Source organism: Leptospira meyeri (assembly GCF_004368965.1).
GTDB classification, from domain to species: domain Bacteria; phylum Spirochaetota; class Leptospiria; order Leptospirales; family Leptospiraceae; genus Leptospira_A; species Leptospira_A meyeri.
Genome location: NZ_SORO01000001.1, coordinates 178,554 through 203,792 on the forward strand (window position 1 = coordinate 178,554; position 25,239 = coordinate 203,792).

Here is a 25,239-nt window from a genome sequence, read left to right on the forward strand (position 1 = left end):
TATGAGTTTTCCATTTCGGATTACAATTTATATACTGGTTTTAATTGTTCCCCTTTTTTATCGGTGGAAGTGGAATGATAACTCTGTATTTATTTCTAGTGATCCGGAGATTAAGTATTACCAAGTAATTCATAATGTTGAGGGTGGTGCAGCGGAAGAATGTTTTTTTCCTGCGCAGAAATTAGGTTTTGACCATTCCATGATTCCTTTTGGATACCCATGGGCTTTTTTTCTGAAAAATGGAAATTGTGTATTCCAATATCCCGTTTTGTTCACTTGGATTCAGAAACTCATTGTTTCAATCATCGGTGTGAAGTGGATTACTTATATTCCAATCTTATTTTTCTTTTTTAATTTTTGTCTCCTTGATCGAATTTTGAATCAATTCGAGAAGAGGGGAGGATTTCTACTCATTTCCGTTTTACTCATCCAATGTATGACACCTGTTTTTTTATCTGCATTGGATTATTCTGAACTAACCCTTACAAATTTCTTTTTTCTTTGTGCGGTTCTTTCTTTTCTCGAATTTCAAAAAGAAAAACAATTTCGTTATGGAATTCTTCTTGCTGTGGCCATTGTTTTTAATTTTCAGCTACGACCTGAATCAACGATAGCTTTGGTTTTATTCTTGGCTTTTGCATTTGGATTTGCTAACAATCAATGGAAATTAACCAAAAATCTGTTGCCTTATATCATTCTTTCCATTGTCTTACAGGTTTTTTTCTTCATTTGGAACCAAAACGTTTATGGTCACCCTCTTGGGATGAGAGGATTGAATACAGTTAATGATATGGAATCAGGAGGACTACAAAGGCAACTACTTGCTGAGTGGTTTGCAGATCTTTGGGGAAATGATTTTAAAATTGGAATTTTTAAAGGTTATCCCATTTTGTTTTTATCCGGTTTTTCCCTTTGGTGGAATAAAAAATCAGAACTTCGTCCGTTTCTTTTTTCGGGACTTGTTTTTGTCTTCCTATTGCCGATACTATCTCCTTACCGAGCTGGTGTAGATATTTTCGGTATGCGTTATTTTGAAAGTGGAATATATCTTTTGATGATTGGGTGTTTTCTTTCTTTTACAAAAAAAATAAATGATTATCGATACGTTCTTTTGGTTTTGCCATTTCTATATTTTTCTTATAAATCTGATACCAGGGCAACCAAACAGTGGTCTTCTTCAGCAAAGTTATATCACCAAGTGATGGAAAAAATTGATACCATTCATCCTGATCTGATTGTTCAAAGAGGTTTGTCATTATCCTATTTAGTTGGAATTAGTTATATCAAATATCCTCAGGTCGCAGTGTATTCAAATGAAGACTGGGATAGGGTGGAATCATTAATAGGGTCAAAAAAACTAAGAGTATTGTATTTACAGTGGGAAGGAAATCAGTTAGTCAAAACGGAATTTCCATCGCAAATCTGGAAAGAAAAGTTCGATGTAAATTTTACACTAAATCCCAAAAAATTTAAATTTAAATCAGAACATACTTTGGCTCATTTCAAAGGATATCTTTTGGAAGAATCAAAATGAAGTTCGTTGTTCGGTTTATAGACAGGCTTGGAAATCTTTTCATAGATAGAAATTACCTTCTTTTTGTTTTGGTTTTACTGGTTGGGTTTGTATTTTTTAAACGAATAGGTTGGGATGTAGGGGTAAGTCCCTTAATACAATCAGATTCACAAATCAAACTGTACCAGGTTGTGGAATATAAGACAAAAGGAATCAACGATCATCACTGTTACGGTTCGAATAGTGAGTTTGATTTGGAAAATCGGTTTTATCCATTTCGATACCCCTGGGCTTTTTTTACGACAAATGAGAATGGAAGTAGTTGCGTTTTTCAATATCCAACTTTGTTTGCTCAGTTCTTTTCATTAATGCCTATTCCTTATCGTCTGTTCAACACGATCATATTAATTTTGAATTTATGTCTCTGTGCGTTGGTTTGTTATTTTCTATATGCAATTTTTGGAATTTCAAAAATAGGTGTTTTGCTTTTGGCAGCGATCTTATTTTTCGTCGGGTATGGTATATCGAGTGCTTTAGAATTTTCTGAAAGTATTCCTTCACAAATCCTTCTTCTTTTATTCTTTTATGCAGTTTTTCGGATCGAATCTTCGGGCCGCATTACTTCCGGTTTGCTTTTCCTTTTTGGTGCTTGCGGTGGAGTTTCCATTTTTTTAAGGTCAGAATCGCTTTTTTATTTAGGTGGATTGGGTTTGATGGTTCTCTATCGGAATCGTAAAGGTCTTTTCACTTTATGGAAACAATATCTGCCTTTGTTAGTTGGATTTTTTCTAGCAGTCGGCGTATTAGTTTTCTATAACTATATGGAATTTCATGAAATTTTGGGCGTTCGAAGTAAAGTTAGTTACAATGATTTTTCGAGATTGTTGTTACAGGAACGCATCCATCTAGTTTCAGAGTTTTTTTTTGGTAACCAAAATCGAATTGGTTTTCTATATTATTGTTTTCCGATTATTTTCATTATCGTTTATGCTATAGCCAAGTTACCATTAACCTCAATACAAAATCACTTCATTGCTGTTATTTTCATTTCTTTCTTTAGTGTTGTGTTGCTTAGCCCTTACTCATCAGGTGGGTTGTATTCGGGAATGCGATTTACTGAGTTCACATACTTATTGTTTTCAATCTTTTTGATTTCACTCCTTTCGTTACACTTAAAGCAGAATGAATATCGAATCGTTTTGTGTTTGATTCTTTTACAAATAGGACTTGGTTTTTTTCATGTCAGAAAAAATGTAAAAACTTTGGACTACGTGAAGAAATACCATGATTTATTTCAGTCAAAATTAGAGCGGTATCCAAAGGCTCCTGTGGTACATTTGAGTACGTTTGATCTTTTGTTAGTCTCTGATTCTTTTTTGAAAAAACCTCACTGGATTGCAAATAAACAATCAGAGTTTAATGTTTTAGAAAGCAGGTTTATCAAAACAGGCATCGATCAATTTCAGGTTTTTGTTTATGATTTTAAGCCGCCAAAAGATGATAATGTGACTACCGAATTTTACAAGGAATGGGTAGATACTAAGTATGAAATTGAATCAAAGTATTTCCGAAAAGTTTCTGATGAAGAGATAGCTGGATTTCGGTTAATGTTGTGGGAGAAAAAGTGAATCAACTAAGAAGTAAGTTATACCAAGTTCGATTTGAAATTGCGATTGTATTATCCCTTGTTTTGGGAATTGTTTTGCGTTTTTTTAAATTAGATCGGCAAAGTTTATGGGGGGATGAACTTTATTCTGTTTATGCATCTTCGTTAACAAATTGGACAGATTTTTGGTCCTATCTTTCTGTAGATCCGCATCCGCCTGTATTTCAGATTTTACTTTCGGTTTGGATTCGACTTTTGCCGGAGTTTACAGAGTTTTCTGTTAAGTTATTTCCTGTTTTTATCTCAGTCATTAATTTATTCTTTCTTTGGATCTTGACTCAACATTGGGATAAGCCAAAACGTTTTTTATTTTTGTTTTTCATGTCCTTATCGCCTGGTGCTATCTATTATGCCCAAGAAGTCCGTTCTTATTCTTTATTGTTATGTTTGTCTTCACTAATCGTGGTTTTGTTTGCTGATCTTGATTTGGAAAAGGGGAAAAAAATACGACTGGTTTCCTTGGTTTTTTTGTCAGTTTTCATTTCCTACGTTCATTTATTTGGATTTATTTTTGTTGGTAGTTTGTATTTTATATTTTGGGTTCAGTTTTTTTTAAAACGTTACTCACAATCAAAATCTGTTTTTTTTCTTGGCCTTATTTCTTTTTTAGCTTTTCTTCCGTTTTTATACATCCTTATGAATGGGTCAAAGATTGCAACTGCAAGTTGGATTGATCCTCCCGGTCTCGTTTTGTATCTTGCTTATTACTCTTTGTTTTTTTATACATCGAAGAAATTTCTTTTTTTAACTGTTTTTGTACCGATCCTTGTTCTTCCTTATTTGGCATTCAAAGGTAAAACACAAAATTCAGATTCGAATTCCCATGTAAGACATTCTGCTTCTGAGATATTCTTAATTGTTGCTCTATTTATCATTATCTCTACTAGTTTGTTCTCATTACTCAAACCGATTGTAACAAACCGAAATTGGATTGTTACGCTGCCTCTCATTTATTATTTTGTTGCTGATCGTTTGCAGAAATCCTTAGGAAAATGGTTTGTTTTGCCAGCACTTATTTTGCTCACTTTGTTTTCGCTCATTGATTTTAAGAAAAACTTTTATTTGGTTTTTAAAGAGGACTGGAGAGCCACTGCTCATTTTGTTGGAAACCATTGTAATCCTCCTCTTGTGTTGGTTGATTCTTATCCGGAATTTTTGAATTTGTATTTAAGATGGGAAGGCCACTATGAGTTTTCACCCCAGTTGACTGCAAAAGATTTAAAGATCGAACAAACAAAGGTTTGTGTATTGAGACGGTTCGTTGAAAATAATGGAATAGGTTTTCCTGAGGAACCAACATATAAAAAAATGGGGCAGTCACTATTCTATGGATTTACAGTCGAGGAGTATGAAGTAGGTGATTAATCGAATAATTTATTGTGTTAATTCGGTTTTTGAAAAAAAACCATATGAACATGAGAATTTAAATGGAGTTCGCGCTATTTCGATAATAGCAGTAGTAGTATTTCATGTATGGGTAACTGTTAAACCTCTTATTCAAAGCGATTCCCAATGGTTGGTTTTTTTTCTAAGTTCACTTTCTTCAGGGGTAGACTTTTTCTTTTTGTTAAGTGGTTTTCTAATTTATGGTGGACTAAGACGAGAATATGAGCGTAAGGGGAAAATTAATATTTCGAATTTTTTCATTAAGCGAAGTCTTCGTATATATCCAGCCTTCTATTTTGCATTAGCGGTATTGTATTTTTTTAAATTTCATCAGTTGTCTAAGTTTAATCCGGATTCAATTCATGATCCAAATGCAATGGCAATGTTTGAAGAGATTCGCATTGGTCTATCTAATGTTTGGGTTGATGCATTATATTTGACAGATTTAATGCACGTTCCAGTTGTCTATAATGGTGGCTGGTCGCTTTCGATTGAAGAACATTTTTATATGGTCTTGCCTTTCATCTGTATTTTTTTCTTTTTTCAAATATCGTTCTCTCAAAGATTAATTTTTTATTTCTTCGGGTTTGCGATTGCACTTTTCAATCGTTACTATATATCATTTCCTGAGCCGAATTTAGATGCTGTTTATATGATATATTGTAGATTTGATTCCATCCTATATGGAATGTTTGTTTATGAATTTTACCATCGATTTCCTTGGAGTAGTTTGGAATTTAGAGGTAGAAATTTACTTTTATTTTTTTTGTTACTTTTGTCTGGTATATTAATTGTTTGGATGCATCAGATAGATTCAAGTAGTGCTTTTGCTCTCATCTATCGCCCTACATTGGTGTCAATTGGATTCGGAATATTAATGTATTTTTCATTTTTTAATCAGATAATAAAATCTTTTTTTAGTCTCTCTTTATTTCGTCCGTTTGCAAGATTAGGTTACACTGCTTATCTTTGGCATATTATTGTAATCCCTTTAGTGGCTAAAAAAGTATCTCCATTAATTTTTCGTGAGCCTAATATGATATCGGTTTCCGTTGCTTTTTTTTGGGTTCTTATTTCAACGTTTTTGGTTTCTTACGTCGTTTATTTGGTGATTGAACTACCTTTTTTGCAATGGAAAGAGAGACTTGTTCATCCGGAAAAAATACAGTGAATACTATGCTCTGTATTGAGTAATAATTTTTATAACAGATTGAATTTTTATGTGTAGGTTCGAACAATAAAAATCGATTTATGTAAATTGTAAATCGCTTCGCAGGAAGTTTTATGAAATATTTTTTAGAAAAAAGAAAAAATCCAAATTTACTATCGATAGTAATTCCTTGTTTCAATGAGGAGTCCGCTTTACCGTACTTAAAAGAAAGATTAAATCAGCTTTTGAAACTTCTTCCAGTAAAAACAGAAATTATTTTTGTCAATGATGGCAGCACTGATGATTCAATTTTCCAATTAGTTTCTTGGTCAGAAGAAGATTCTCGAATTCGGGTGATTAGTCTTTCTCGCAATTTTGGGCACCAAATTGCAGTGACTGCGGGAATGGATTATGCAAAAGGTGACGCAGTTGTCATCATGGATGCAGACTTACAAGATCCACCCGAGGTAATTTTAGAAATGCTCTCTAAATATCGGGAAGGTTATGATGTAGTATACGGACAAAGATTAGCTCGTTCAGGAGAATCCTTTTTTAAAAAAACAACAGCTTGGGCTTTTTATCGCATCATGAAGATTTTAGTACACAAGGATCTTCCTTTGGATTCAGGCGATTTTAGGTTGATTTCTCGAAGATGTTTAGATGCATTGAATGGATTACGCGAAAACCATCGTTTCCTTAGAGGAATGAATGCTTGGATTGGTTTTCCTCAAACCCCCGTATTTTATAATCGTGATCCACGTGTGGCAGGAGAAACTAAATATCCTCTACGAAAGATGTTAAAACTTGCCATGAATGCCGCTGTATCCTTTTCTCCCTTACCACTACGATTTAGTTTGGGGCTTGGGATCATAGTTGCTATTATGGGTTTTGCAGTGGGTGTTTATGCATTGTATCGTGCTTTCCAACATTTTATTTTGCAAATGCCAATTGTTTATAATCCAGGATGGGCAACGATTGTAACATTAATTTGTTTGATCGGGGGTTCAATCCTAATCTCTATAGGAATTTTAGGCGAGTATATAGCACGCATATTTGAAGAATCAAAAGGAAGGCCATTGTACGTAGTAGAATTTGTAAAGAATGGAAATGTAAAAAAGAAGATATAATTTTTAAAACATTTTCAATTTAAGCAAAGACGGTATCCAATCCAACTTTTTTCCTCGTAGGTTTTACATTTAAATCCTTCTTCCTGTAAAACCTTCACAAAATCTTCTGAATTTAATTCTACTTCGCGATTTAAATGCATAAAGGCATTGGGTGTTGTTTTCGAGAAATCGAATATATAAATTTGTTTTATTTTTTCATTTCGAATTCTCGAAAAAAGAGAATTTCGCAGTTCTTTATTCTCAAAATTTTCAAACGAAATACTTGGTTGTGATAATAGATTCAATCCTGCGGTTCCGCTTAAATTCCTGTCATAAAAAATCCACAAATCAGACTTTAGAGTTTCATAAGTCAAATTTGTTTTACGAATCATTTTATAACTTTCTTTTGTTACTTTTATTAGGAATACATTGATAAGAATGGAGAAAAAGACCAGTAAGAGAAAGAATTTATTTGTTTTTAAATTTTGCCATTGTATGGCAATCAAAAAGATTCCAGGAAAGATTGCGAACAATGTATACCGACTTGTGATTGTAATGCCATCATTTGGTGCACTGAACCCAACAAGGATTGGATAAATGATAAGGATAATGAAATGATAAAAACTAGCCTCCTGGAAGTTTTTAGTTTTTAACTGTTTGCGAAATAAATATATAACGTATAGGAAATAAGGTGAATAAATGAAAAAACCAATTTTTAGTCCTGGTTCTGTAAATGAGGTAAAAAGAATTTTCTGCAATTGGTAGAAGTGAGAGCCGATTGATTGGCTCTGTAAGGTTGAATAATTGTATAGGTATCTGATACCCAAAAAGTGACCATATTCGTAATGATTCCAAATAAAGAATACAAGAACGGGGATTGTAAAAGCAATAGTGATGAATATGATTTCAAAAAATCTTTGTTGGAAGTATAAAAACAAAAAAGATAATCCATAAATTACGCAGGAAAGAATAAGAATTTCTAGTCGTAAGAAACTTCCCCAGACCATAAGAAAAATTGAGATAGCGATGAGGATTGGTTTTTTTTGTTCAATTCCCCTCGACCATAAAGAATAGGAAACAGAAATCCAGAATATGGCAAAAGGCACTTCTGAAATATCGAAGACCTGAGAAAATACGACAGAAGAAATAAAAATTAATAAGCAAACTGTAACGGGAATTTTTCCAATTCGATAGAGCAAATAAGACGCTAGAACCAAAAATAGTCCATTGGTAAACATGATCCATTGGATTGGAATGAAATAAAAAAGGACTGAGTAGATCCTTGCAAAAACTTCAGAAAAAACCGATTTTAGTTTTCCCTGGTTTTCAATGACAAAAAGAACAGGATGCATTTTTAAGTCGGGATCTAAGACTTCTGCGGGATAAAAAATGGAATCTCTCCATTCTTTTGCAGATTCGATTTGAGTCGCTTTTGCAAGTGAATCGGAGATGAAACTAGTTTTTGCTGATAAAAAGAATTGGAGTGCTAAAAATAAACTTCCGAAAAGAAGAAGATAAACTAAGGACCTTTGATTTTGTTTTTCGCTAATCACTAACTGTCTTCCTATCTGTTTACAATTGCCAGGCAAATATAAAATAAAAACAACTTAGACAGTGTCAAGTTTTTTCATTCTTCTTAGATTTGGCGGATTGTCTAGCAGTTAACAACCGATAGGAACGAGTCATCCTTGTTTAAATTTTCAGCGAAGTGTACCAATCCAAATTCGATAGTTCTGTCGGTTGAGAATTTCCAAGTGGCTGGTTTTGGTATGCATTTGACTTTCTAATTGGTTGGTGTCCCATTCAGAAATCGGATAACCCGATTTCCTTTTTTCTTCGTTAACGACTTCTTGGATCTCTTTTGGAAAGAGATCAGGGTTCCATGTAACAAAGGCAATTTTCTGATTTGGAAATTTTTCAGCTGCTTTAAGAAGTAGGTTTGTGTTGGAAATGCTAGAATAGGATACAACAACTGTATGATCGAAATAATAATTTCCTGCGGTATAAAAGTTTAGATAATCTTGGAATACAAGTATGTCGGGTTTGGTTTCCGCAAGGATTGGTGAAAATTTTTTGACTAAGTTTGTTTTTGTTTTTTGAATTTTGGCTCCAACGAGTCCCACAAAAGAAGAGAAGAGACAGAAACTGAGTAAAAAAACAAAAGGCAGTTTTTTCTTTTTTCGATCGTAATAGATTACAAGTGGTTTTAGTAGGTAAATATATGGGAAAATTAATATTGTATAAAACCTAGGTCCCCAGTTATTAAATCCGTCGTTTGGTGCGATCCATGGAATGATGAGTAAAGTTCCAATCATTGCGATTAATAGTGATTTTTTTGGATCAGAAATTTGATTCCATTTAATTCCATAAAAGGTGAAAAGAATGAATGCAAGTGGAAGGTAACCAAAAAAACCAACTTTTAAATTGGAAAAGAACAATAAACTTTGGAACCATTGGATTCGTTCTGTGAAGCCAACGGAAAATCCATGACTATTGGCTAAGTAACGTGTACCTAAACAATGCCCATATAACCATTGGTTGATTCCCGCATGAATCAGAAGAGAAAAAATGAGTGTAATGAAAAAGACAAAATATACTTTGCAGTAAGTTCTGAGTTCTTTGATTCCATTTTTTCTTAAATAGAAAAAACAATGTGCAAAGAAAAATAACCCCAAAAATGGAACTGTGTCTAGGCGAACCACAATCACCCAAGCGATGCCTAGTCCCGCTAAAACATGTTGGAGAAGGGAACGTCTTCTTTGCAAAAAGGGGCTTAGTCCAAAAACGGAAAAAGCAAAGATGGCTGGAAGCTCAGAGTATTCCCAGCTCAGTGGCCACAGAAATGTGGCGAAATAGGTTAAAACAAGTAAAAGCAAGGAAAAATTATATTTTTTTATTAGAATAAAAAATCCAAGAGCCAAAAATACGAACGAAGTGTACGGTAGAAAATCAATCGGTAAAAAAAAGAGAAAAGGGGCCATAATAAAGGCAAACTGCAATGGAAAAGCACTTACCAATTTTTCCTTAAACTGAAGGTATAAATTATATTGTAGGTGAAAAAATTCTAAGTTGGGGTCAAAGGCCTTTGCTGGATAATACAAATCGTCCGATACAAAATGATTTTTCCAAATTGAAAAAGTTTGAACGGCTTTATCATGGCTGTCTTGAAAGAGGGAAAACCGAGGTTGGGTGTATTCAATGGAGGAAACAACAGCCAAAATAAACAAAGTCCCGAGGATCCAGTTTTTGATTTTGCCTTTTTTCATTTAGTGAAGTTTCCTTTTAAGCATTTTTCAATTCAATTCTTTCCAAATGAATTATCGATTGCATTCATAGGATTTATCAAGACATAATGCCAATATCGTACCAATATGAAAGAATATTTTATAGAAATCTTTAAGAAAAACAAAAAGGAAATTAATGAGCTGTATGGGATTCGTGCTCTCAGTTGTTATTTCGTCATTCTATTTCATTGTTTTGCGTTTTCTTTGGAGTCTTTCCCTAGTCATTATGCACCCTATTTATCAAATGCACAGAACGTTGAATTTTTGATGAGTTTATTTTTTGTCATCAGTTCCTTTTTAGTATCTACTTCTTTTTCAAGAGAATTGGAGCGAGCTAGCTTTTTAGAGAGTTGGAAAAATTTTGTAATCAAACGGTCGTTAAGGATCTTCCCAGCCTTTTATTTAGTCCTCTCTATTACGATCCTTATTATGGCGGGGATTTTGAAGAAAAGCCAAGGAATGGAAGGTGCCAATTCATTTGCAGATGGTTTAGTTGGGTTAAAAATAAAACTATCGTATTGGTGGACTGACTTAGCTTATATTTCCAACTATTTCCCGAATCGGATTTTAGTACATGGCTGGTCATTGTCGATGGAGGAACAATTTTATTTGGCTATGCCGTTTGCCTTTTTGTTTTATACAAAGGTATTGCAAAATCGAAATCAAAAAATTCTATTTTTAATCGTTCTTTTGTTACTGCCTAATTTAATTCGTTACTACTATTTTTTAAATTTCCCGATGGAATCTTTTGAAGTTTATGTGCAAACTCTGTTCCATCCAATCCATACACATTTTGAACCATTTGTATATGGAATTTTGCTAATGGAACTTTGGAGGGCGGAAAAGGTGTCCACCAAACTTCCAGGTGCAAAAACAAGTTTCTATCTAATCTTTATCGTTTTGGTTTCCATTTTTTGTTACGTTTGCACATTAGAGTTTGGAGAAGCAAAACAGTTTTTTATTATCTACCGGATTAGTTTTTACTCCTTTTTTGCGTTCGTAATTGTTTTTGGTGCCGTGGGTGGTTTTTTTTCCAAAGCATCATGGTTTTTAGCAAATCCCATACTTGTGTTTGTTGGTAAATTGAGTTATGGAATTTATTTAGTCCATATGTTAGTGAATACAACGGTGATGTTATCTGTTTTAGATCATAAAATTGTGAACAATAATGATTTTGGAAGACTTTTGAAAGCCTCTTGGATTAGTCTATTAATTTCCACTTTTATTGCTTTAATTAGTTATTTGGTTGTAGAAAAACCTTTTTTAAAGATTCGCGAATGGACTCAGGCAAGATTTGATATTTCTACAAATAGTTTCTATTATGTAAAAGGGAATACTAGCGAAAGGAATTTAGTTTCTTTTCTTCTGACCTTGCTTTCTTTTTTCCCATATATCATTGTAAAACAAATGATGGCCGTTGACTTTATAAGAGCAGGGCAGACTTCAAGCTTTGCGCTTTGGATTTGTTTCATCATTCCAATTTTGATGAATACAATTAGTTTGGTAGTGAAAAAGAAGTTGTTTTTCTACTATTACTTAAGCCGATTCCAAAACTAATTATTTTTTAAACCAAACAAATATCCTTTGTTTGTGTTAGGATTGGAAGGCTGAAAGAAGGCCTTCCTTCACTTTTTGTTTTGTCCCTTCCGCTGATTTAGGCAGTGTGAGTTCATCGATTAATTTCAATAAATATCCTTCATCCACAAGTTTCCCTTCCAATACTTTTCCAATCATTCCCGCAACAATTGCTAAAATCTGTTCCAGATTTAAGTATCCTTCACTTTCTAGGATCATTGCCATTCCCATTGCGCCTTCCGTTCCATAGAACGGCTGTTCCTTGGCAAAAACTGAGTCAAACATCCCTGCAGGCAGTGCCTCCCTTACCTTTTCTCTCATTTCCGATTCACTGGGACCATGACTTGTTCGATTGATGAGACTTAAAGAAACTGGGTTCATTGCCCCGTGAATTCTTAAAATTTCTTCGGCCAGTAGTCTAATTTTTTTGGCAGCATCCCTTGTGATTGCATCACGACCAAGGAAATTTAGTTTGTATAAATACTCTTCTAATTCATCTCCAGAGAGTTTTCCCATACAGATGATTTGGTATAGAGTGAAAATCATATAATCGGATTCTGTGTTGTCACCCAAAAGAATTTCTTTGGCTCCTGTGGAAAGATATACTCGGTCATAGAGTAGGATCGAAAGTTTATAGGACATTTGGTCGAACAGACTTTGGTAGGAAGCACCTAAGAATTTTTTTGTCCGAGACCAAGCTGGTTTGAATCCATTTTGTAAAAATTCGATTGGATTAAAGATCGTACCGAGTACCTTATCAAAAACGCCTTTGATGGTTCCTTCTAAGTATTTTAAATGTAAGGATTCAATTTGGATTCCATCTTTTGCTATGGTAGCAAGCATGGTCCTTCGGAAAAAATGAGGGCTTGCTGAAATAAAAGCCAAAGGCGCATTGGAAAGGGAGCTACGAATTTCCCGATAGAGTTCTGGCATCCCTGGTAGCGCTTGTTTTTGGTTAGGTGTTTCGAATAGGGCTGTGAACTTTCCTTTACCAGAATGGATGTCTGTAGCAAGATACGTTTGGTCAATGTCGGAAGTCACCACCATTCCTTTGTAGTCTTCCGCAAGGATTCGGAGTTTTCCTTTCCCAACGATGGTTGTTTTTCCCAAAATGGAATCTTCTGTGGCATTTAAATGGGCCAAGTCTTTGGAGTATTGACGAAAACTATCAAGTCCTTCGAGTATAACTTGGAAGTCATGAAATCCGACTGGGAGTCTATCGCGGATTTCGCAGGAAAAAAAACCATCTTCATCGGCTTTGATTTTTCCTGAAGTATAGATTTTATTTCCACCTGCATCAAAGACTTCTATTTTTAAAACCGGTTTTCTCACAGGTGCCAAAGAAAAATCTAAGAATGGTGTGATTTTTGTTTCTTCCCCAATAAAAAGTCCCGTCATTAAATCCCAAAGGCCTTCCGCCTTCATGAGATCCGTAATTCCTACATCGACCACCTGACCCCTTATATAAGAGCGCCTTTCTCTTCCTAAAGATCCTCCGCAGACAGCAATTCTTTTGATATCGGTAATGATTGGTTGTGTGGTATTTGGTTCTTGGGACATAGAATTTATGCCCTTAAGAGTTTAAGAAAACAAGGAGCCGTCCATTCCTTTTTATGGTTTCACTACGATCCACCAATGATTTTGTCCGACTTTTGCAAACGGAAGGAGAACTCCATGTGATTTCAGATCCCGTGGATCCCTATCTCGAACTGGCAGAGATCCAGAGGCGAGTTGTGGCTAAAAAAGGCCCGGCCCTTCTTTTTACCAATGTCAAAGGGACCAAATTTCCTGTAGCGACCAACCTCTATGGATCAGAAAAACGAATCCATCTTGCCTTTGGCCCAAAGCCTGTCGCCACTATCCAAAGGCTTGCCAAACTCGCAAAAGAGATTTTCCCCCCGAGATTTTCCAAACTTTGGAAGGAACGTTCTCTTGGTCTTTTGCCCTTTCAAGTTGGTTTGAAACAGGTGAGAAGGGCCCCAGTGCTTTCTGGTAGTGTTCTCTCTACAAACGAGTTACCCCAAGTGGTTTCTTGGCCCAAAGACGGAGGTGCTTTTGTCACGCTCCCTCTCGTCTATACAGAGCATCCCGAATCTGGGAATGGAAATTTAGGAATGTACCGTGTACAACTATTTGGAGACAAAACCGTCGGAATGCATATCCAAATCCATCGTGGCGGTGGCTTTCATTATTATGAGGCAGAAAAAAAGGGTGAGTCCTTACCGGCTCATGTCTACATTGGTGGGCCACCTGCTTTAACCATTGCTGCAGTGGCACCGCTCCCTGAGGAGATTCCGGAACTTGTTTTTGCGTCTTTTCTTATGGGAGAAAAACTCCGAATGAAAAAAGACAAAACGGTTTCTCCCTATCCTATTGTTGCCGATGCTGATTTTGCTCTCATTGGAACCATTCCGCCTTACGCAAGAAAACCGGAAGGCCCATTTGGCGACCATTACGGATATTATTCGTTGTTACACGACTATCCTTACTTAGACCTAAAACATATTTTACATAGAAAGGATGCTATCTGGGCTGCGACAGTTGTGGGAAGACCTCCTCAAGAGGATCATTATATCGCTGAGTTTTTACAAGATTTACTTTCTCCCATGTTCCCACTCGTGATGCCACAAGTGCTCGGTGTTTGGGCTTATGAAGAATCAGGAGTGCATTCCCTTGCGGCAGCCGTTGTCAAAGAACGGTATTTCAGAGAGGCTTTTATGGGAGCTCTTCGTATCCTCGGTGAAGGACAACTTTCACTCACAAAATGTTTACTTGTCACAAACGAACGAGTGAACTTAAAAAACTTTTCAGAAACTTTCAAAGTCATTACAGAAAGGTGTGATCCAAAAACTGATTTTTTTATCTTTAGTCATATCAGCCAAGATACATTGGATTATACCAGTGGAACGGTAAACAAAGGTAGTAAACTTCTATGGATGGGGATCACCGAAGCCAATGCGCCTATCAAGTTTCCAAATCTTCCAAGAGAGTTTACAGGAAATCTAAAGGACAAACGTTTCAAAAAGCCAAAAGTTTTTTTACCAGGAGTTCTTGTGGTGGAAGGATCTGCTTTCACTCTAAATGACCAATTGGCAATTCGTTTGTTAGAAGAAGACCTCGGTCGTTTTCATTATGTATTTCTTGTCGATGATTCTGAAGATGCAATCAAAACAGATTCGGATTTTATTTGGACTATGTTCACGAGGATGGAACCTGCCTCCGATGTTTATGCAAAAACAGAGACCAAAGGGAATCATATCGCTTATGAAGTTCCGATTGTCTTTGATTGTCGGATGAAACCCTGGATACCAGAAGTTCTTCTACCTCTCCCCGATACGGTAACACAGGTAGATAAAAAGTTTGGAAAGATCATTGATTCCATTGGGATCTAAAGATTTGTTTTTCTTATATTAGATAAAAAAGTTAATAGAAAGAAAGTTTGGATAGAAAAAACTAAAACGAAACCAATGGCAAAAAAACTAACTCTCGTCACTGGAGGCGCAGGCCTCATCGGATCACAAATCATTGAAGACCTCAATCACAATGGGAACACGGATATCTTAGTTGTGGACCATTTGGGAACAACGGAAAAATGGAAAAACCTCCAGAGGAGTTTTTTCCTAGACTATTATGAAAAAGATAAGTTCGAAGCTATGTTCGATTCAGGAAATTCTATCTTAAATGAGATTTCTGAAATATATCATTTGGGGGCTTGTTCTGCCACGACGGAAAAAGATGCCACATACTTAATACAAAATAACTTCCATTATACGAAGAAATTGGCAGAGTTTGCAGTCGCAAAAAACATTCCATTCCTTTATGCCTCCAGTGCCGCAACTTACGGGGAGGGAGAATTTGGGTATAATGATTTGGCACCAATTGAAAATTTAAAACCTCTCAATATGTATGGGTATTCCAAACAGTTGTTTGACCTTTATGCAAAAAAAGTAGGGATCGAAGATAAACTCGTTGGACTCAAATATTTCAATGTTTTTGGATACGGGGAAGCTCATAAGGGCGATATGCGGAGCCTTGTTCTAAAGGGGTATGAACAAATCAGAGATACTGGAAAATTAAAATTATTTAAATCCTATAAACCGGAATACAAAGATGGGGAACAAAAAAGAGATTTTCTTTATGTAAAGGATGCGAGTAAAATCAGCATTTACCTACTTTCTGAACGAAAGTGCGGATTGTACAATGTAGGCCGAGGGGTTGCCGAAACTTGGAATGATTTAGCGAACGCTTTGTTCACTTCTATGAACAAACCAGTGAACATTGAATATGTGGATATGCCTGAAACTTTAAAGGGCAAATACCAATACTATACCTGTGCTGCAATGGAGAAGATTAACCAGACCGGATACCCCTTTGGTTATACAAACCTCAGGGATGCGGTTGGAGAATACGTCAGCCTCTTGTTAGAAGATGGGAACTGATGTTTACTTTTTATACACTTTGACAATCGTTTGGATCAAATCTTTGAATTTAGGGTCCTTTAAACTATAAAATACTTGGTTTGAGGACTTTCGTGATTCTAAGATTCCGTTGTTTTTCATCTTACTTAAGTGTTGAGAGGCAGCCGATTGACTTGTTCCTAATAACTCGACAAGTTGGCCGACTGTTTTTTCTTCTTTTGCAAGGGTGTATAGAATCAATAAACGAATAGGGTGGGCAATACCTTGTATTCCTTTAATGGCTTGTTCCAATTGTTGTTTCGAGAGTTCTGTTTTTATTTTCATCACTAAGGATTCCGTTATATCCTTATGACGAATGTATACTGATTTTACCTACGAAATTTTTTTCGTTTGAAAAAAAAATGACAAAACTCAGTCATCGATTCAAGGCTCTACCCTCAAAATAAAAATGAGGGCAAAACCATTAATCAAAGTTAGATTCGGACACCACCGGAAATTTCTAATACAACTCCAGTAACCAAGTCATTCGATATGATAAACTCTGCAGTGGATGCAATCTCATCAGGTTCGCCAAGTCTTCCCACTGGAATGATGGACTTCCATTTTTCTAATGCTTCTGGATTCATATCTTTTAGAACCATTTCAGTTCCGATAAAACCGGGAGCAATTCCTGCCACTCGAATTCCAAACTTAGCAAGTTCTTTCGACCAAGTCACAGTCATTGCGGCCACTCCTGCTTTCGCAGCACTATAGTTCGTTTGTCCTGAGTTTCCATGCATGGCAATGGAGGCAATTGGGATGATCACTCCCTTCTTTTGTTCCACCATCTTTGCAGCTGCTTCTCTTGCGGTAAGAAAAACCCCTGTTAAGTTCACATCAATGACGGATTGCCATTGATCGATTCCCATTTTACCCTTTACTTTTCCGGTTTCTTTGTCCACCCGGATGAGAAGGCCATCGCGTAAAATTCCTGCATTCAAGATCGCAACGTCCAAACTGCCTTGGAAAGCACTCGCTTCTTCGATAAGTCGGATGCTGTCTTCTTCTTTGGCTACGTTGGCCACAATGCCAGTCGTTTTGATTCCCTCTTTTTGGAAGAGAGCGACCGTTTCGTCCAATTTATCTTTTTGGATGTCAGAGAGGATGATATTGGCACCTGCCTTACCTAGTCGGTAAGCCATTGCCTTTCCGAGTCCACCGGCAGATCCGGTGACGAGAATGTTTGCACCTTTTAATTCCATGTCCGCCAGTTTCGAAAATGGCGAACAGATGGTCGATACAATTACATTGGTGTTGGAGGGGAGAAAAACGAACTATATTTCTGCAAGTTCCGCACTACGGAAGGACACATAATTGTCGTTAAATGGAATTTCTACTCGGGCTACCGTTCTATCTGCATGGGTGATGATACGAAATAGGTTAGGGTCAACCCCTTCGTTTTTGAGTAGGATCATAATGAGAGCAATTCCAAGTCCTGCACCTTCCGTGTTGTCCATATTGTCCATATAGAATTCCGCAATGTCATTATATCCCATGGACTTTTTCATCTTTTCTCGCATTCGCGCTTCTTCTGTTTTGATGACCGGAGTGTTGTTTGTGACTTCGACGAGTAATCCATCGAGGCAGTAGTGAAATTTTATCTGAACGTAAACCCCACGAGCTAGGCATCGTTTCCCGTATTCGTCCGCCATCTTTTCAGAAAACTTTTTGGAGTATTCTTTGATCCCTTGGAGATAGTCATTTTCGTCAGTAATGTCCAAACCTTCATCTTCAAAGAAGACTCGTTTTTGATTGGCTTTGATTCCGTTGATGGTCAGTTCTTTGGAGATTGTATAAAGCATCTCTACAAAATGTGATTGCCCCACTTCCGAAAGGATATTGGTGATGAGACCTAAAACATATTGCTCTAGTTGGCGATTCATCCGGGAGGACCTTACGACAATTTTGGATTTTGCCTTTACCAAATCGGGGATTTGTGTTTCTAATTCTACAAAAGGTTTCGCCACGAATCATTCCTTAAAGTGGGGGACTTATCCCACATGGTTCTATTATCGAACCGGGAAATCCACAACTAAAATCTCAAGGGAAATTCAATGTTTTTCCTGTTTTTTTTCCATTTCCAGGAAATAAACTCATTTTCCATTGACCAAAGAGCCTCATTTAAAATAGTGTAAAAAACCTAGCCTCGCTTGGAAACCCGCGCTTGGGTGGGAAACGTTTTGCCCTCTTAGCTCAGTGGTAGAGCACTTCCATGGTAAGGAAGGGGTCACCAGTTCAAGCCTGGTAGAGGGCTTGTTTTAGGGCTGTAGTTTAATGGTAGAACTAGGATCTCCAAAGTCCTTGGTGGGAGTTCGATTCTCTCCAGCCCTGCCAGACTACAGAATATATAGAATTAGAGAACAGGACAAGGATCAATGAAAGCTACGAGTTTCATTCAGGAATGTAAAGCAGAACTTGAAAAAGTACATTGGCCTACGCGCCAAGAGGTAGTGAGTTCTACCGTTGTAGTCCTAGTTACAGTATTTATCTTTTCCCTATTTTTATCAGCTTCGGATTTTGTTTTCCTGAAACTGTTAAAGTGGTTCTGGGCATTAGGAACATAGGTTAAGACGTGGGCGATTCTTTAGATAAAAAATGGTATGTGCTTCAAACTTATTCCGGTCACGAGAATAAGGTGAAGACAAACATTGAGAAGATGGTCCAACAACAAAAACTGGAAGACCAAATCTTCTCAGTAAAAATTCCTTCGATGGAAGTTGCCGAAATGAAAAACGGCAAGAAGAAGGTCACAAAGAAAAAACTCATGCCGGGTTATGTTCTCGTTGAGATGAATATGACGGATGACCTTCGATTTAAAATCCAGAACTTACCTTCTGTGTCTACATTTGTAGGCGGAAAAGGAAAAGGGCCGGAGCCACTATCTCTCGATGAGATTAAAAATCTCTTCAGTGATGTGGGAAGTGTGGAATCGGAAGAAGTTTCGAGACCTCGTTTCCTATTCAAAGTGGGCGAAACATTGAAAATTATAGATGGTCCGTTTGCTAATTTCACAGGTCTTGTGGATGAAATTTTTCCTGATAAAGGAAGACTCCGCGTTCGTGTCGAAATTTTCGGAAGATCCACTCCAGTGGAGTTGGATTACCTCCAAGTAAAATCGGAACAATAGAACTGATAGATTGACTTTTAGTAAGGAACTTGAAACGAGATGGCTGCAAAGAAAGTAGTAAAACAAATTAAACTCCAAGTGGAAGCAGGGAAAGCAAACCCAGCTCCTCCAGTAGGTCCCGCTCTTGGTCAAGCCGGACTCAATATCATGGAATTCTGTAAACAGTTCAACGAGAGATCAAAAAACCAAATGGGACTCAAACTCCCTGTGGTGATCACTGTTTATTCTGACAGAAGTTTTACATTCGTAACTAAATCTCCTCCAGCAGCTCTTCTTGTCATGAAGGCGCTTGGACTTCAGGGTGGATCTGCCACTCCACACACTGTAAAAGTGGGAACAATCAAACGAGCTCAACTAGAAGAAATTGCAAAAACGAAGATGGAAGACCTAAATGCGAATGATTTGGATGCAGCAGTGAACATCATTGCTGGAACTTGTCGTTCCATGGGTGTAAACGTCGAGTAATCATTAGGAAACGGGAACCGAAGTCATGAAACGCGGCAAAAAATATATCCAACTCAAAGAGAAAGTCGATCGCACTAAGGCTTATACCCTTGGTGAAGCAGTCGGTTTGGCAAAAGCAACTAGTTTTTCCAAATTTGATGGAACATTAGAGATTTCGACTAAAATCAATTATAAATCTCTCCAAAACGTAAGAGGGACAATTTCCCTTCCGCACGGAACTGGAAAAACGATTAAAGTTTTGGTTTTCTGCAAAGGAGACAAACAAAACGAAGCAAAAGAGGCGGGAGCTGACTTTGTAGGTGATATGGACTTAATCGAAAAAGTTTCCGGTGGATGGACTGATTTTGATGCTTGTGTGGCGACTCCTGATATGATGAAGGAAGTTGGTAAACTTGGTCCAGTTCTTGGTCGTAAGGGTCTTATGCCAAAACCAAAAGCGGGAACGGTGACCACTGACGTAGCAAAAGCAGTAAAAGAACTCAAAGCGGGTCGAATTGAATACCGCCCTGACAAAGGGGGAGTGGTTCACTTAGGAGTGGGAAAATGTTCCTTCTCTGATGACAAACTCTCTGATAATATCAACGCTGTAGTAGCAGCTCTTATGAAAGACAAACCTTCCGATGCGAAGGGTGATTACCTCAAGTCTTTCTCTGTAGCGGCAACTATGGGAATCGGCGTGAAAGTCGATGTAAAAGAACTAGTAAACGCGAACATATAACGAGTAAGAACAATGGCAAATCCATCTAAAATTGAAGCAGTAGCAGAACTTAAAAGTCGTTTGGAAAAACGACCAAACTTTATTTTAGCATCTTACAGCGGTTTAACTGTTGAAGATATGTCTAACCTTCGTGCGAAACTTCGCAAAGAAGGATCGGAAATGAAGGTAATCAAAAACAACCTTTTTCTCCGAGCTTTAAAAGAGTCTTCTGAACATAAAAACAACTCCATTGATTTTGGGGATGTTTACAAAGGACCTCTTGCAGCGATTTTCTCTCTGGATGCACTTCCAGCAGTAGCAAAAGTTTGTAAGGACTTTGCAAAAGATAAGAAGGAACTCGAAATCAGAACCGGCTATATGGACGGGGAAGTTTTGGGTAAATCCGGAGTAGAAGCGATTGCTGGACTTCCGTCCAAACAAGAACTTCTTGCGCAAATTGCTCGTGGGGTCAATGCTCCTGCAACGCAAATTGCTTCTGGAATCAATCAAATTATGGCATCATTGGCTCGCGCCATCAATGCAGTCGCCGAGAAAAACGGTAATTAGTAATCATAGTGATTAGTAGGATAAGGAGAATATAGGATGTCTGTTGACGCGCTATTAGAACAAATTGGAAGTCTTACATTAGTTCAGGCTGCTGACCTAGTGAAAAAGATGGAGGACAAATTCGGGATTTCTGCTGCTGCACCAGTTGCGGTAGCGGCTGTTGCGGGTGCAGGTGGTGGCGCAGCTGCTGCTGAAGAGCCGGCAACTTTCAATGTAATCTTGAAAGCACACGGTGACAAAAAGATCGACGTTATTAAACTCGTTCGCGAAATCACTGGTCTTGGATTGGCAGATGCGAAAACGCTTGTGGAAGCTGGTGGAAAATCAGTGAAAGAAGGCGTTTCTAAAGACGAAGCTGCTGATATTAAGAAAAAACTCGAAGGTGTTGGGGCTCAAGTAGAAGTTGCTGCTGCCGGTTAATCGGTTGCCAATTTTTAAACCCAGTCTTCAAAAACTTAGAGGCAGGGAGGCCGTAGGCGTCCCCACCTCTATTTTTTCGTTTATCATACCATCTACTATTTTGATGTCTCTAGGGAGAGTATTCCATGCATACCCGAATGCAAATTAGAAACCGGGTAAATTTCGGTAAAATTACCGACCTCAATTTACTTCCTAATCTTATCTACGTACAAAAAAAATCCTTTGATTGGTTTCTCCAGTCGGAAGTGAAAGATCCGACGAAACGTTTGAACCAAGGATTAGAAGCCGTATTTCGTGAATCCTTTCCAATCGAATCACCAAACAACGATATGGTCATGGAATATGGCCATTATATCTTGGGAGAGCCTAAACGCGATCCACAAGAGTGCAAAGACACTGACTCTTCCTTTGCAGTTCCACTAAAAGCAGTCATTAGACTCATCATCAAAGACACCGGAGAGATCCGGGAACAAGTTGTCTACATGGGAGACCTTCCTGTGATGACAGACCATGGAACTTTCATCATCAATGGTGCGGAAAGGGTAGTGGTTAGCCAGCTTCACAGATCACCTGGTATTTTCTTTTCTTACGACCAAGTGCGAGATACTTTCTCTGCTCGGGTGATTCCTTACCGAGGCTCTTGGTTGGAATTTGAGATGGACAATAAGGGAATCCTTGTTGCGAAAATCGACCGTAAGAAAAAATTCCCGGCAACCTTACTTGTAAAAGCTATGGGTATGGGAACCAACGAAGAAGTATTACGTTTGTTCTATGGATCTTCGAAAATGAAGATTGCTGGTGCCAATCCAAAAGACCTCAAACGTCTGATTGGACGCCGAACCATCGCTGATATCATCAACATGGAAACAGGTGAGGTTATGCTCGATGCTGGTTCCAAAATCAATGAGGATAATATCTCCATCCTTCGTGAAATGAAGGTAAAGGATGTGGATGTCATTGAATTTCCGAAAGGAAAAGACAACCCAGTTCTCATCAACTGTTTGGAAAAAGACGGTGTGAACGACTACGAAGATGCTGTGAAAAAATTCCACACCATCATGAGACCAGGCGAACCTTCTACGATTGAAAACGCAGAAGCTGAACTAAAACGTCTCTTTTTCTCTCCTAAAACTTTTGATTTGGGTGTTGTCGGTCGTTACAAAATCAACAGCAAATTCGAATTCAACAATCCAAAAGAGTTTTCAAAAGCAGAAGACCGAGTTTTAAGAAAACAAGATATCATTGAAACAGTTCGTTATCTCGTGATGCTTATGTCTGAAGCGGAAAACTATTATCCGGACGATATTGACCACTTAGGAAACAGAAGGATTCGTTCTGTTGGTGAGCTCATTGCCAACCAATTGAAACTTGGATTCTCTCGTGTAGAACGAGTGATCAAAGAAAGAATGACGGTTCAAGAACCGGAACAACAAACTCCGCAGCTTCTTATTTCCATCAAACCAATCACAGCAGTGATCAATGAATTTTTTGGTTCCTCACAACTTTCTCAGTTTATGGACCAAACAAACCCACTCGCTGAACTTACCCATAAACGTAGGTTAAACGCTCTTGGGCCTGGTGGTTTATCGCGTGACCGAGCCGGTTTCGAAGTTCGTGACGTTCATTATTCTCACTACGGTCGTATGTGCCCAATTGAAACACCGGAAGGTCCAAACATTGGTCTCATTCTTTCTATGTCTAGTTTTGCACGTGTTAACGATTATGGGTTCATTGAAACTCCATACCGCCTTGTGAAAAATGGAAAAGTCCAAAAACAAGTAGAGTATCTCACTGCGGACAAAGAAGAATACCACTATATGGCGCAGTCGAATTCGACTGTAGATGAGAAGGGAGAATTTACTTCCAAACTCATCTCCACTCGCCATAGAGGGGACTTTCCTTTCCGCAGCCCATCTGAGATCCAATATATGGATCTTGCTCCATTACAAGTAGTGTCCGTTTCGACGGCTCTCATTCCGTTCCTCGAACATGATGATGCGAACCGTGCCCTCATGGGTTCCAACATGCAACGCCAAGCAGTTCCTCTTCTCACAGAAGAAGCGCCGTTTGTAGGAACAGGTATGGAAGCTCGTGCTGCTTATGATGCAGGGGTTTGTATTGTTGCGAAAAAAGATGGTGTAGTTTCTAAAGTAGATGCTACTGGTGTTTGGATCAAAGAAGACCAATCCAAAGAGATCGTCCACTACCCACTCATTAAATTCAAAAAAACCAACCAAGGTACTTGTTTTAACCAAAAACCGAACGTATCCATGCTTCATACCACAACAGGTGGAAAGGTAAGTAAAGTTTCTAAAGAACGGATCGAAGTAACGTCTCCAAACGGAGAAAAAGAAACACACGAACTTTTCCATTCGGAAGAAGTACAGTATTTATCCGTGGTGAAAGAAGGCCAAGACTTAGGAATTGGTGCACCGGTGGCCGGGCAAATCATCAAAGGGGAAAAATACGGTGAGTTTGGACAAATCCTCCAAAAAGGAACTGTCCTTGCGAATGGTCCTTCCACTGACGCTGGTTATTTGGCACTGGGACGTAATGTACTCGTTGCGTTTATGCCTTGGGAAGGTTATAACTTTGAGGATGCGATTCTTATCTCTGAACGAATCATCAAAGACGATGTTTTCTCTTCCATCCACATTGAAGAATTCGAAATCCAAGCTCGTGAGACGAAACTTGGGCAAGAACAAATCACTCGTGACATTCCGAACCTATCGGACAAAGCGTTCCGTGATTTGGATGAGTCCGGTGTGATCCGTGTGGGTGCGGAAGTAAAACCAGGTGATATCCTGGTTGGTATGGTGACTCCAAAAGGAGAAACCGACCTCACTCCAGAATACAAACTTTTACACTCCATTTTTGGAGAGAAGGCAAAAGAAGTAAGAGATTCCTCTCTTCGTATGCCAAACGGTTTTGAAGGAACTGTGATCGATATCAAACGTTATTCCCGTGAAACAGGCGATGAACTCGCCGCTGGCGTGGAAGAAATGGTGAAAGTCTATGTAGCTCGTAAACGGAAACTCCTCGTGGGTGATAAGATGGCGGGTCGTCACGGAAACAAAGGGGTCGTTGCTCGAGTGATGGCACAAGAAGATATGCCATACATGGAAGATGGAACTCCGGTTGATATCGTGCTTAACCCACTTGGGGTTCCTTCAAGGATGAACCTAGGTCAGATTTTTGAAACCCAATTGGGCTTCGCTGCCAAAAAACTAGGAATCAACTTTGAAACTCCAGTGTTCGATGGAGCAACCGAAGGTGACGTTCATGAGTTCTGCAAAAAAGCAGGATTACCGGAAAACAGCAAATTTCAGTTGTACGACGGAAGAACGGGAGAAAAATTCATCAACCAAGTCTTCTGCGGATACATTTACATGTTGAAACTGGCACACTTAGTGGATGACAAAATCCATGCAAGATCCACTGGACCTTACTCACTCGTAACGCAACAACCACTGGGTGGTAAGGCGCAGTTCGGGGGACAAAGGTTGGGTGAGATGGAAGTTTGGGCTCTCGAAGCGTATGGTGCGTCACACACCTTGCAAGAGTTACTCACCATCAAGTCAGATGATATGCTTGGACGTGCCAGAATTTACGAAGCAATTGTGAAAGGAATTCACTCGATCAAACCGGGTATTCCAGAATCATTCAACGTTCTTGTTCAGGAACTCCGAGGTCTGGCACTTGACATCATCATCAAAGACTCCGAAGGATTGGAAGTGGATATCTCTGATTACGAAGATGAATTCTCGAAAAACAAAAAGAAAATCAAATTCGAGACCATCGAAAACGTTTAGGGAAGGGAAAAAGT

At 38.1% G+C, this 25,239-nt stretch carries 21 protein-coding genes and 2 tRNA genes; 17 read left to right on the top strand and 6 right to left on the bottom strand.

Annotated features, from left to right (window positions below; all coding sequences use genetic code 11):
* Position 1 precedes the first annotated feature (1 nt).
* From CLV96_RS00830 to CLV96_RS00850, 5 genes are all read left to right on the top strand, one after another.
* A complete protein-coding gene (locus CLV96_RS00830; protein WP_004783751.1) occupies positions 2-1,534 on the top strand; it encodes an LA_3751/LA_3752 family putative glycosyltransferase in 1,533 nt (510 codons plus the stop codon).
* A complete protein-coding gene (locus CLV96_RS00835) occupies positions 1,531-3,141 on the top strand; it encodes an LA_3751/LA_3752 family putative glycosyltransferase (protein WP_004783951.1) in 1,611 nt (536 codons plus the stop codon). Before CLV96_RS00830 ends, CLV96_RS00835 begins: the two co-directional genes overlap by 4 nt.
* The gene (locus tag CLV96_RS00840; protein ID WP_004783591.1) at positions 3,138-4,544 is read left to right on the top strand and encodes a dolichyl-phosphate-mannose--protein mannosyltransferase; all 1,407 of its coding nucleotides are present in this window, start codon (positions 3,138-3,140) and stop codon (positions 4,542-4,544) included. Before CLV96_RS00835 ends, CLV96_RS00840 begins: the two co-directional genes overlap by 4 nt.
* Positions 4,537-5,736 (top strand): acyltransferase family protein, encoded by a 1,200-nt coding sequence (locus CLV96_RS00845; RefSeq protein ID WP_004783748.1) that lies wholly within the window; start codon positions 4,537-4,539, stop codon positions 5,734-5,736. Before CLV96_RS00840 ends, CLV96_RS00845 begins: the two co-directional genes overlap by 8 nt.
* A 113-nt stretch (positions 5,737-5,849) precedes the next feature.
* The gene (locus CLV96_RS00850; RefSeq protein WP_004783915.1) at positions 5,850-6,842 is read left to right on the top strand and encodes a glycosyltransferase family 2 protein; all 993 of its coding nucleotides are present in this window, start codon (positions 5,850-5,852) and stop codon (positions 6,840-6,842) included.
* Between the two features lie 14 nt (positions 6,843-6,856).
* On the opposite strand, the gene CLV96_RS00855 is transcribed toward CLV96_RS00850, so the two are convergent.
* A complete protein-coding gene (locus tag CLV96_RS00855; protein ID WP_004783516.1) occupies positions 6,857-8,374 on the bottom strand; it encodes an LA_3751/LA_3752 family putative glycosyltransferase in 1,518 nt (505 codons plus the stop codon).
* 147 nt (positions 8,375-8,521) lie between these two features.
* The gene (locus CLV96_RS00860) at positions 8,522-10,087 is read right to left on the bottom strand and encodes an LA_3751/LA_3752 family putative glycosyltransferase (protein ID WP_004783661.1); all 1,566 of its coding nucleotides are present in this window, start codon (positions 10,085-10,087) and stop codon (positions 8,522-8,524) included.
* Between the two features lie 105 nt (positions 10,088-10,192).
* Here CLV96_RS00860 and CLV96_RS00865 point away from each other — a divergent pair, with 105 nt between their 5' ends.
* Positions 10,193-11,662, top strand: coding sequence for an acyltransferase family protein (locus tag CLV96_RS00865; protein WP_004783850.1), 1,470 nt, complete (start codon positions 10,193-10,195; stop codon positions 11,660-11,662).
* A gap of 36 nt (positions 11,663-11,698) precedes the next feature.
* Here the strand turns inward: CLV96_RS00865 and CLV96_RS00870 are convergent, their stop codons facing one another.
* Positions 11,699-13,240, bottom strand: a complete 1,542-nt coding sequence (locus CLV96_RS00870) for a phosphatase domain-containing protein (RefSeq protein ID WP_004783655.1) — start codon at positions 13,238-13,240, stop codon at positions 11,699-11,701.
* Between the two features lie 53 nt (positions 13,241-13,293).
* Between CLV96_RS00870 and CLV96_RS00875 the strand changes: the two genes are divergently transcribed.
* Both CLV96_RS00875 and rfaD read left to right on the top strand, forming a co-directional pair.
* A complete protein-coding gene (locus tag CLV96_RS00875) occupies positions 13,294-15,072 on the top strand; it encodes a UbiD family decarboxylase (protein ID WP_004783520.1) in 1,779 nt (592 codons plus the stop codon).
* A 75-nt stretch (positions 15,073-15,147) separates the two neighbouring features.
* The gene (gene rfaD, locus CLV96_RS00880) at positions 15,148-16,119 is read left to right on the top strand and encodes an ADP-glyceromanno-heptose 6-epimerase (RefSeq protein ID WP_004783890.1); all 972 of its coding nucleotides are present in this window, start codon (positions 15,148-15,150) and stop codon (positions 16,117-16,119) included.
* A gap of 3 nt (positions 16,120-16,122) precedes the next feature.
* On the opposite strand, the gene CLV96_RS00885 is transcribed toward rfaD, so the two are convergent.
* The 3 genes from CLV96_RS00885 to CLV96_RS00895 form a co-directional block, all read right to left on the bottom strand.
* Positions 16,123-16,422: an ArsR/SmtB family transcription factor gene (locus tag CLV96_RS00885; protein ID WP_002973834.1), complete on the bottom strand. Its 300-nt coding sequence runs from the start codon at positions 16,420-16,422 to the stop codon at positions 16,123-16,125.
* A 149-nt stretch (positions 16,423-16,571) separates the two neighbouring features.
* Positions 16,572-17,339: an SDR family NAD(P)-dependent oxidoreductase gene (locus tag CLV96_RS00890; RefSeq protein ID WP_004783705.1), complete on the bottom strand. Its 768-nt coding sequence runs from the start codon at positions 17,337-17,339 to the stop codon at positions 16,572-16,574.
* 72 nt (positions 17,340-17,411) lie between these two features.
* On the bottom strand, positions 17,412-18,104 hold the full coding sequence (locus tag CLV96_RS00895; protein ID WP_004783948.1) for a hypothetical protein: 693 nt from the start codon (positions 18,102-18,104) through the stop codon (positions 17,412-17,414).
* A gap of 215 nt (positions 18,105-18,319) precedes the next feature.
* Between CLV96_RS00895 and CLV96_RS00900 the strand changes: the two genes are divergently transcribed.
* The 9 genes from CLV96_RS00900 (at position 18,320) to rpoB (ending at position 25,225) form a co-directional block, all read left to right on the top strand.
* Positions 18,320-18,391: transfer RNA gene (locus CLV96_RS00900), tRNA-Thr, on the top strand.
* 6 nt (positions 18,392-18,397) lie between these two features.
* Positions 18,398-18,471: transfer RNA gene (locus tag CLV96_RS00905), tRNA-Trp, on the top strand.
* A 41-nt stretch (positions 18,472-18,512) separates the two neighbouring features.
* On the top strand, positions 18,513-18,701 hold the full coding sequence (gene secE, locus CLV96_RS00910; protein ID WP_002973751.1) for a preprotein translocase subunit SecE: 189 nt from the start codon (positions 18,513-18,515) through the stop codon (positions 18,699-18,701).
* An 8-nt stretch (positions 18,702-18,709) separates the two neighbouring features.
* Complete coding sequence (gene nusG, locus CLV96_RS00915) at positions 18,710-19,264, top strand: transcription termination/antitermination protein NusG (RefSeq protein WP_004783847.1); 555 nt, start codon at positions 18,710-18,712, stop codon at positions 19,262-19,264.
* Between the two features lie 39 nt (positions 19,265-19,303).
* Positions 19,304-19,729, top strand: coding sequence for a 50S ribosomal protein L11 (gene rplK, locus CLV96_RS00920; RefSeq protein ID WP_004783798.1), 426 nt, complete (start codon positions 19,304-19,306; stop codon positions 19,727-19,729).
* A 25-nt stretch (positions 19,730-19,754) separates the two neighbouring features.
* On the top strand, positions 19,755-20,447 hold the full coding sequence (gene rplA, locus CLV96_RS00925; RefSeq protein WP_004783789.1) for a 50S ribosomal protein L1: 693 nt from the start codon (positions 19,755-19,757) through the stop codon (positions 20,445-20,447).
* A gap of 12 nt (positions 20,448-20,459) precedes the next feature.
* Positions 20,460-20,993, top strand: a complete 534-nt coding sequence (gene rplJ / locus CLV96_RS00930) for a 50S ribosomal protein L10 (protein ID WP_004783677.1) — start codon at positions 20,460-20,462, stop codon at positions 20,991-20,993.
* Positions 20,994-21,029: 36 nt separating this feature from the next.
* The gene (gene rplL / locus CLV96_RS00935) at positions 21,030-21,413 is read left to right on the top strand and encodes a 50S ribosomal protein L7/L12 (RefSeq protein ID WP_004783509.1); all 384 of its coding nucleotides are present in this window, start codon (positions 21,030-21,032) and stop codon (positions 21,411-21,413) included.
* 125 nt (positions 21,414-21,538) lie between these two features.
* Positions 21,539-25,225 (top strand): DNA-directed RNA polymerase subunit beta, encoded by a 3,687-nt coding sequence (rpoB, locus tag CLV96_RS00940; protein WP_004783897.1) that lies wholly within the window; start codon positions 21,539-21,541, stop codon positions 25,223-25,225.
* Positions 25,226-25,239: the final 14 nt, after the last annotated feature.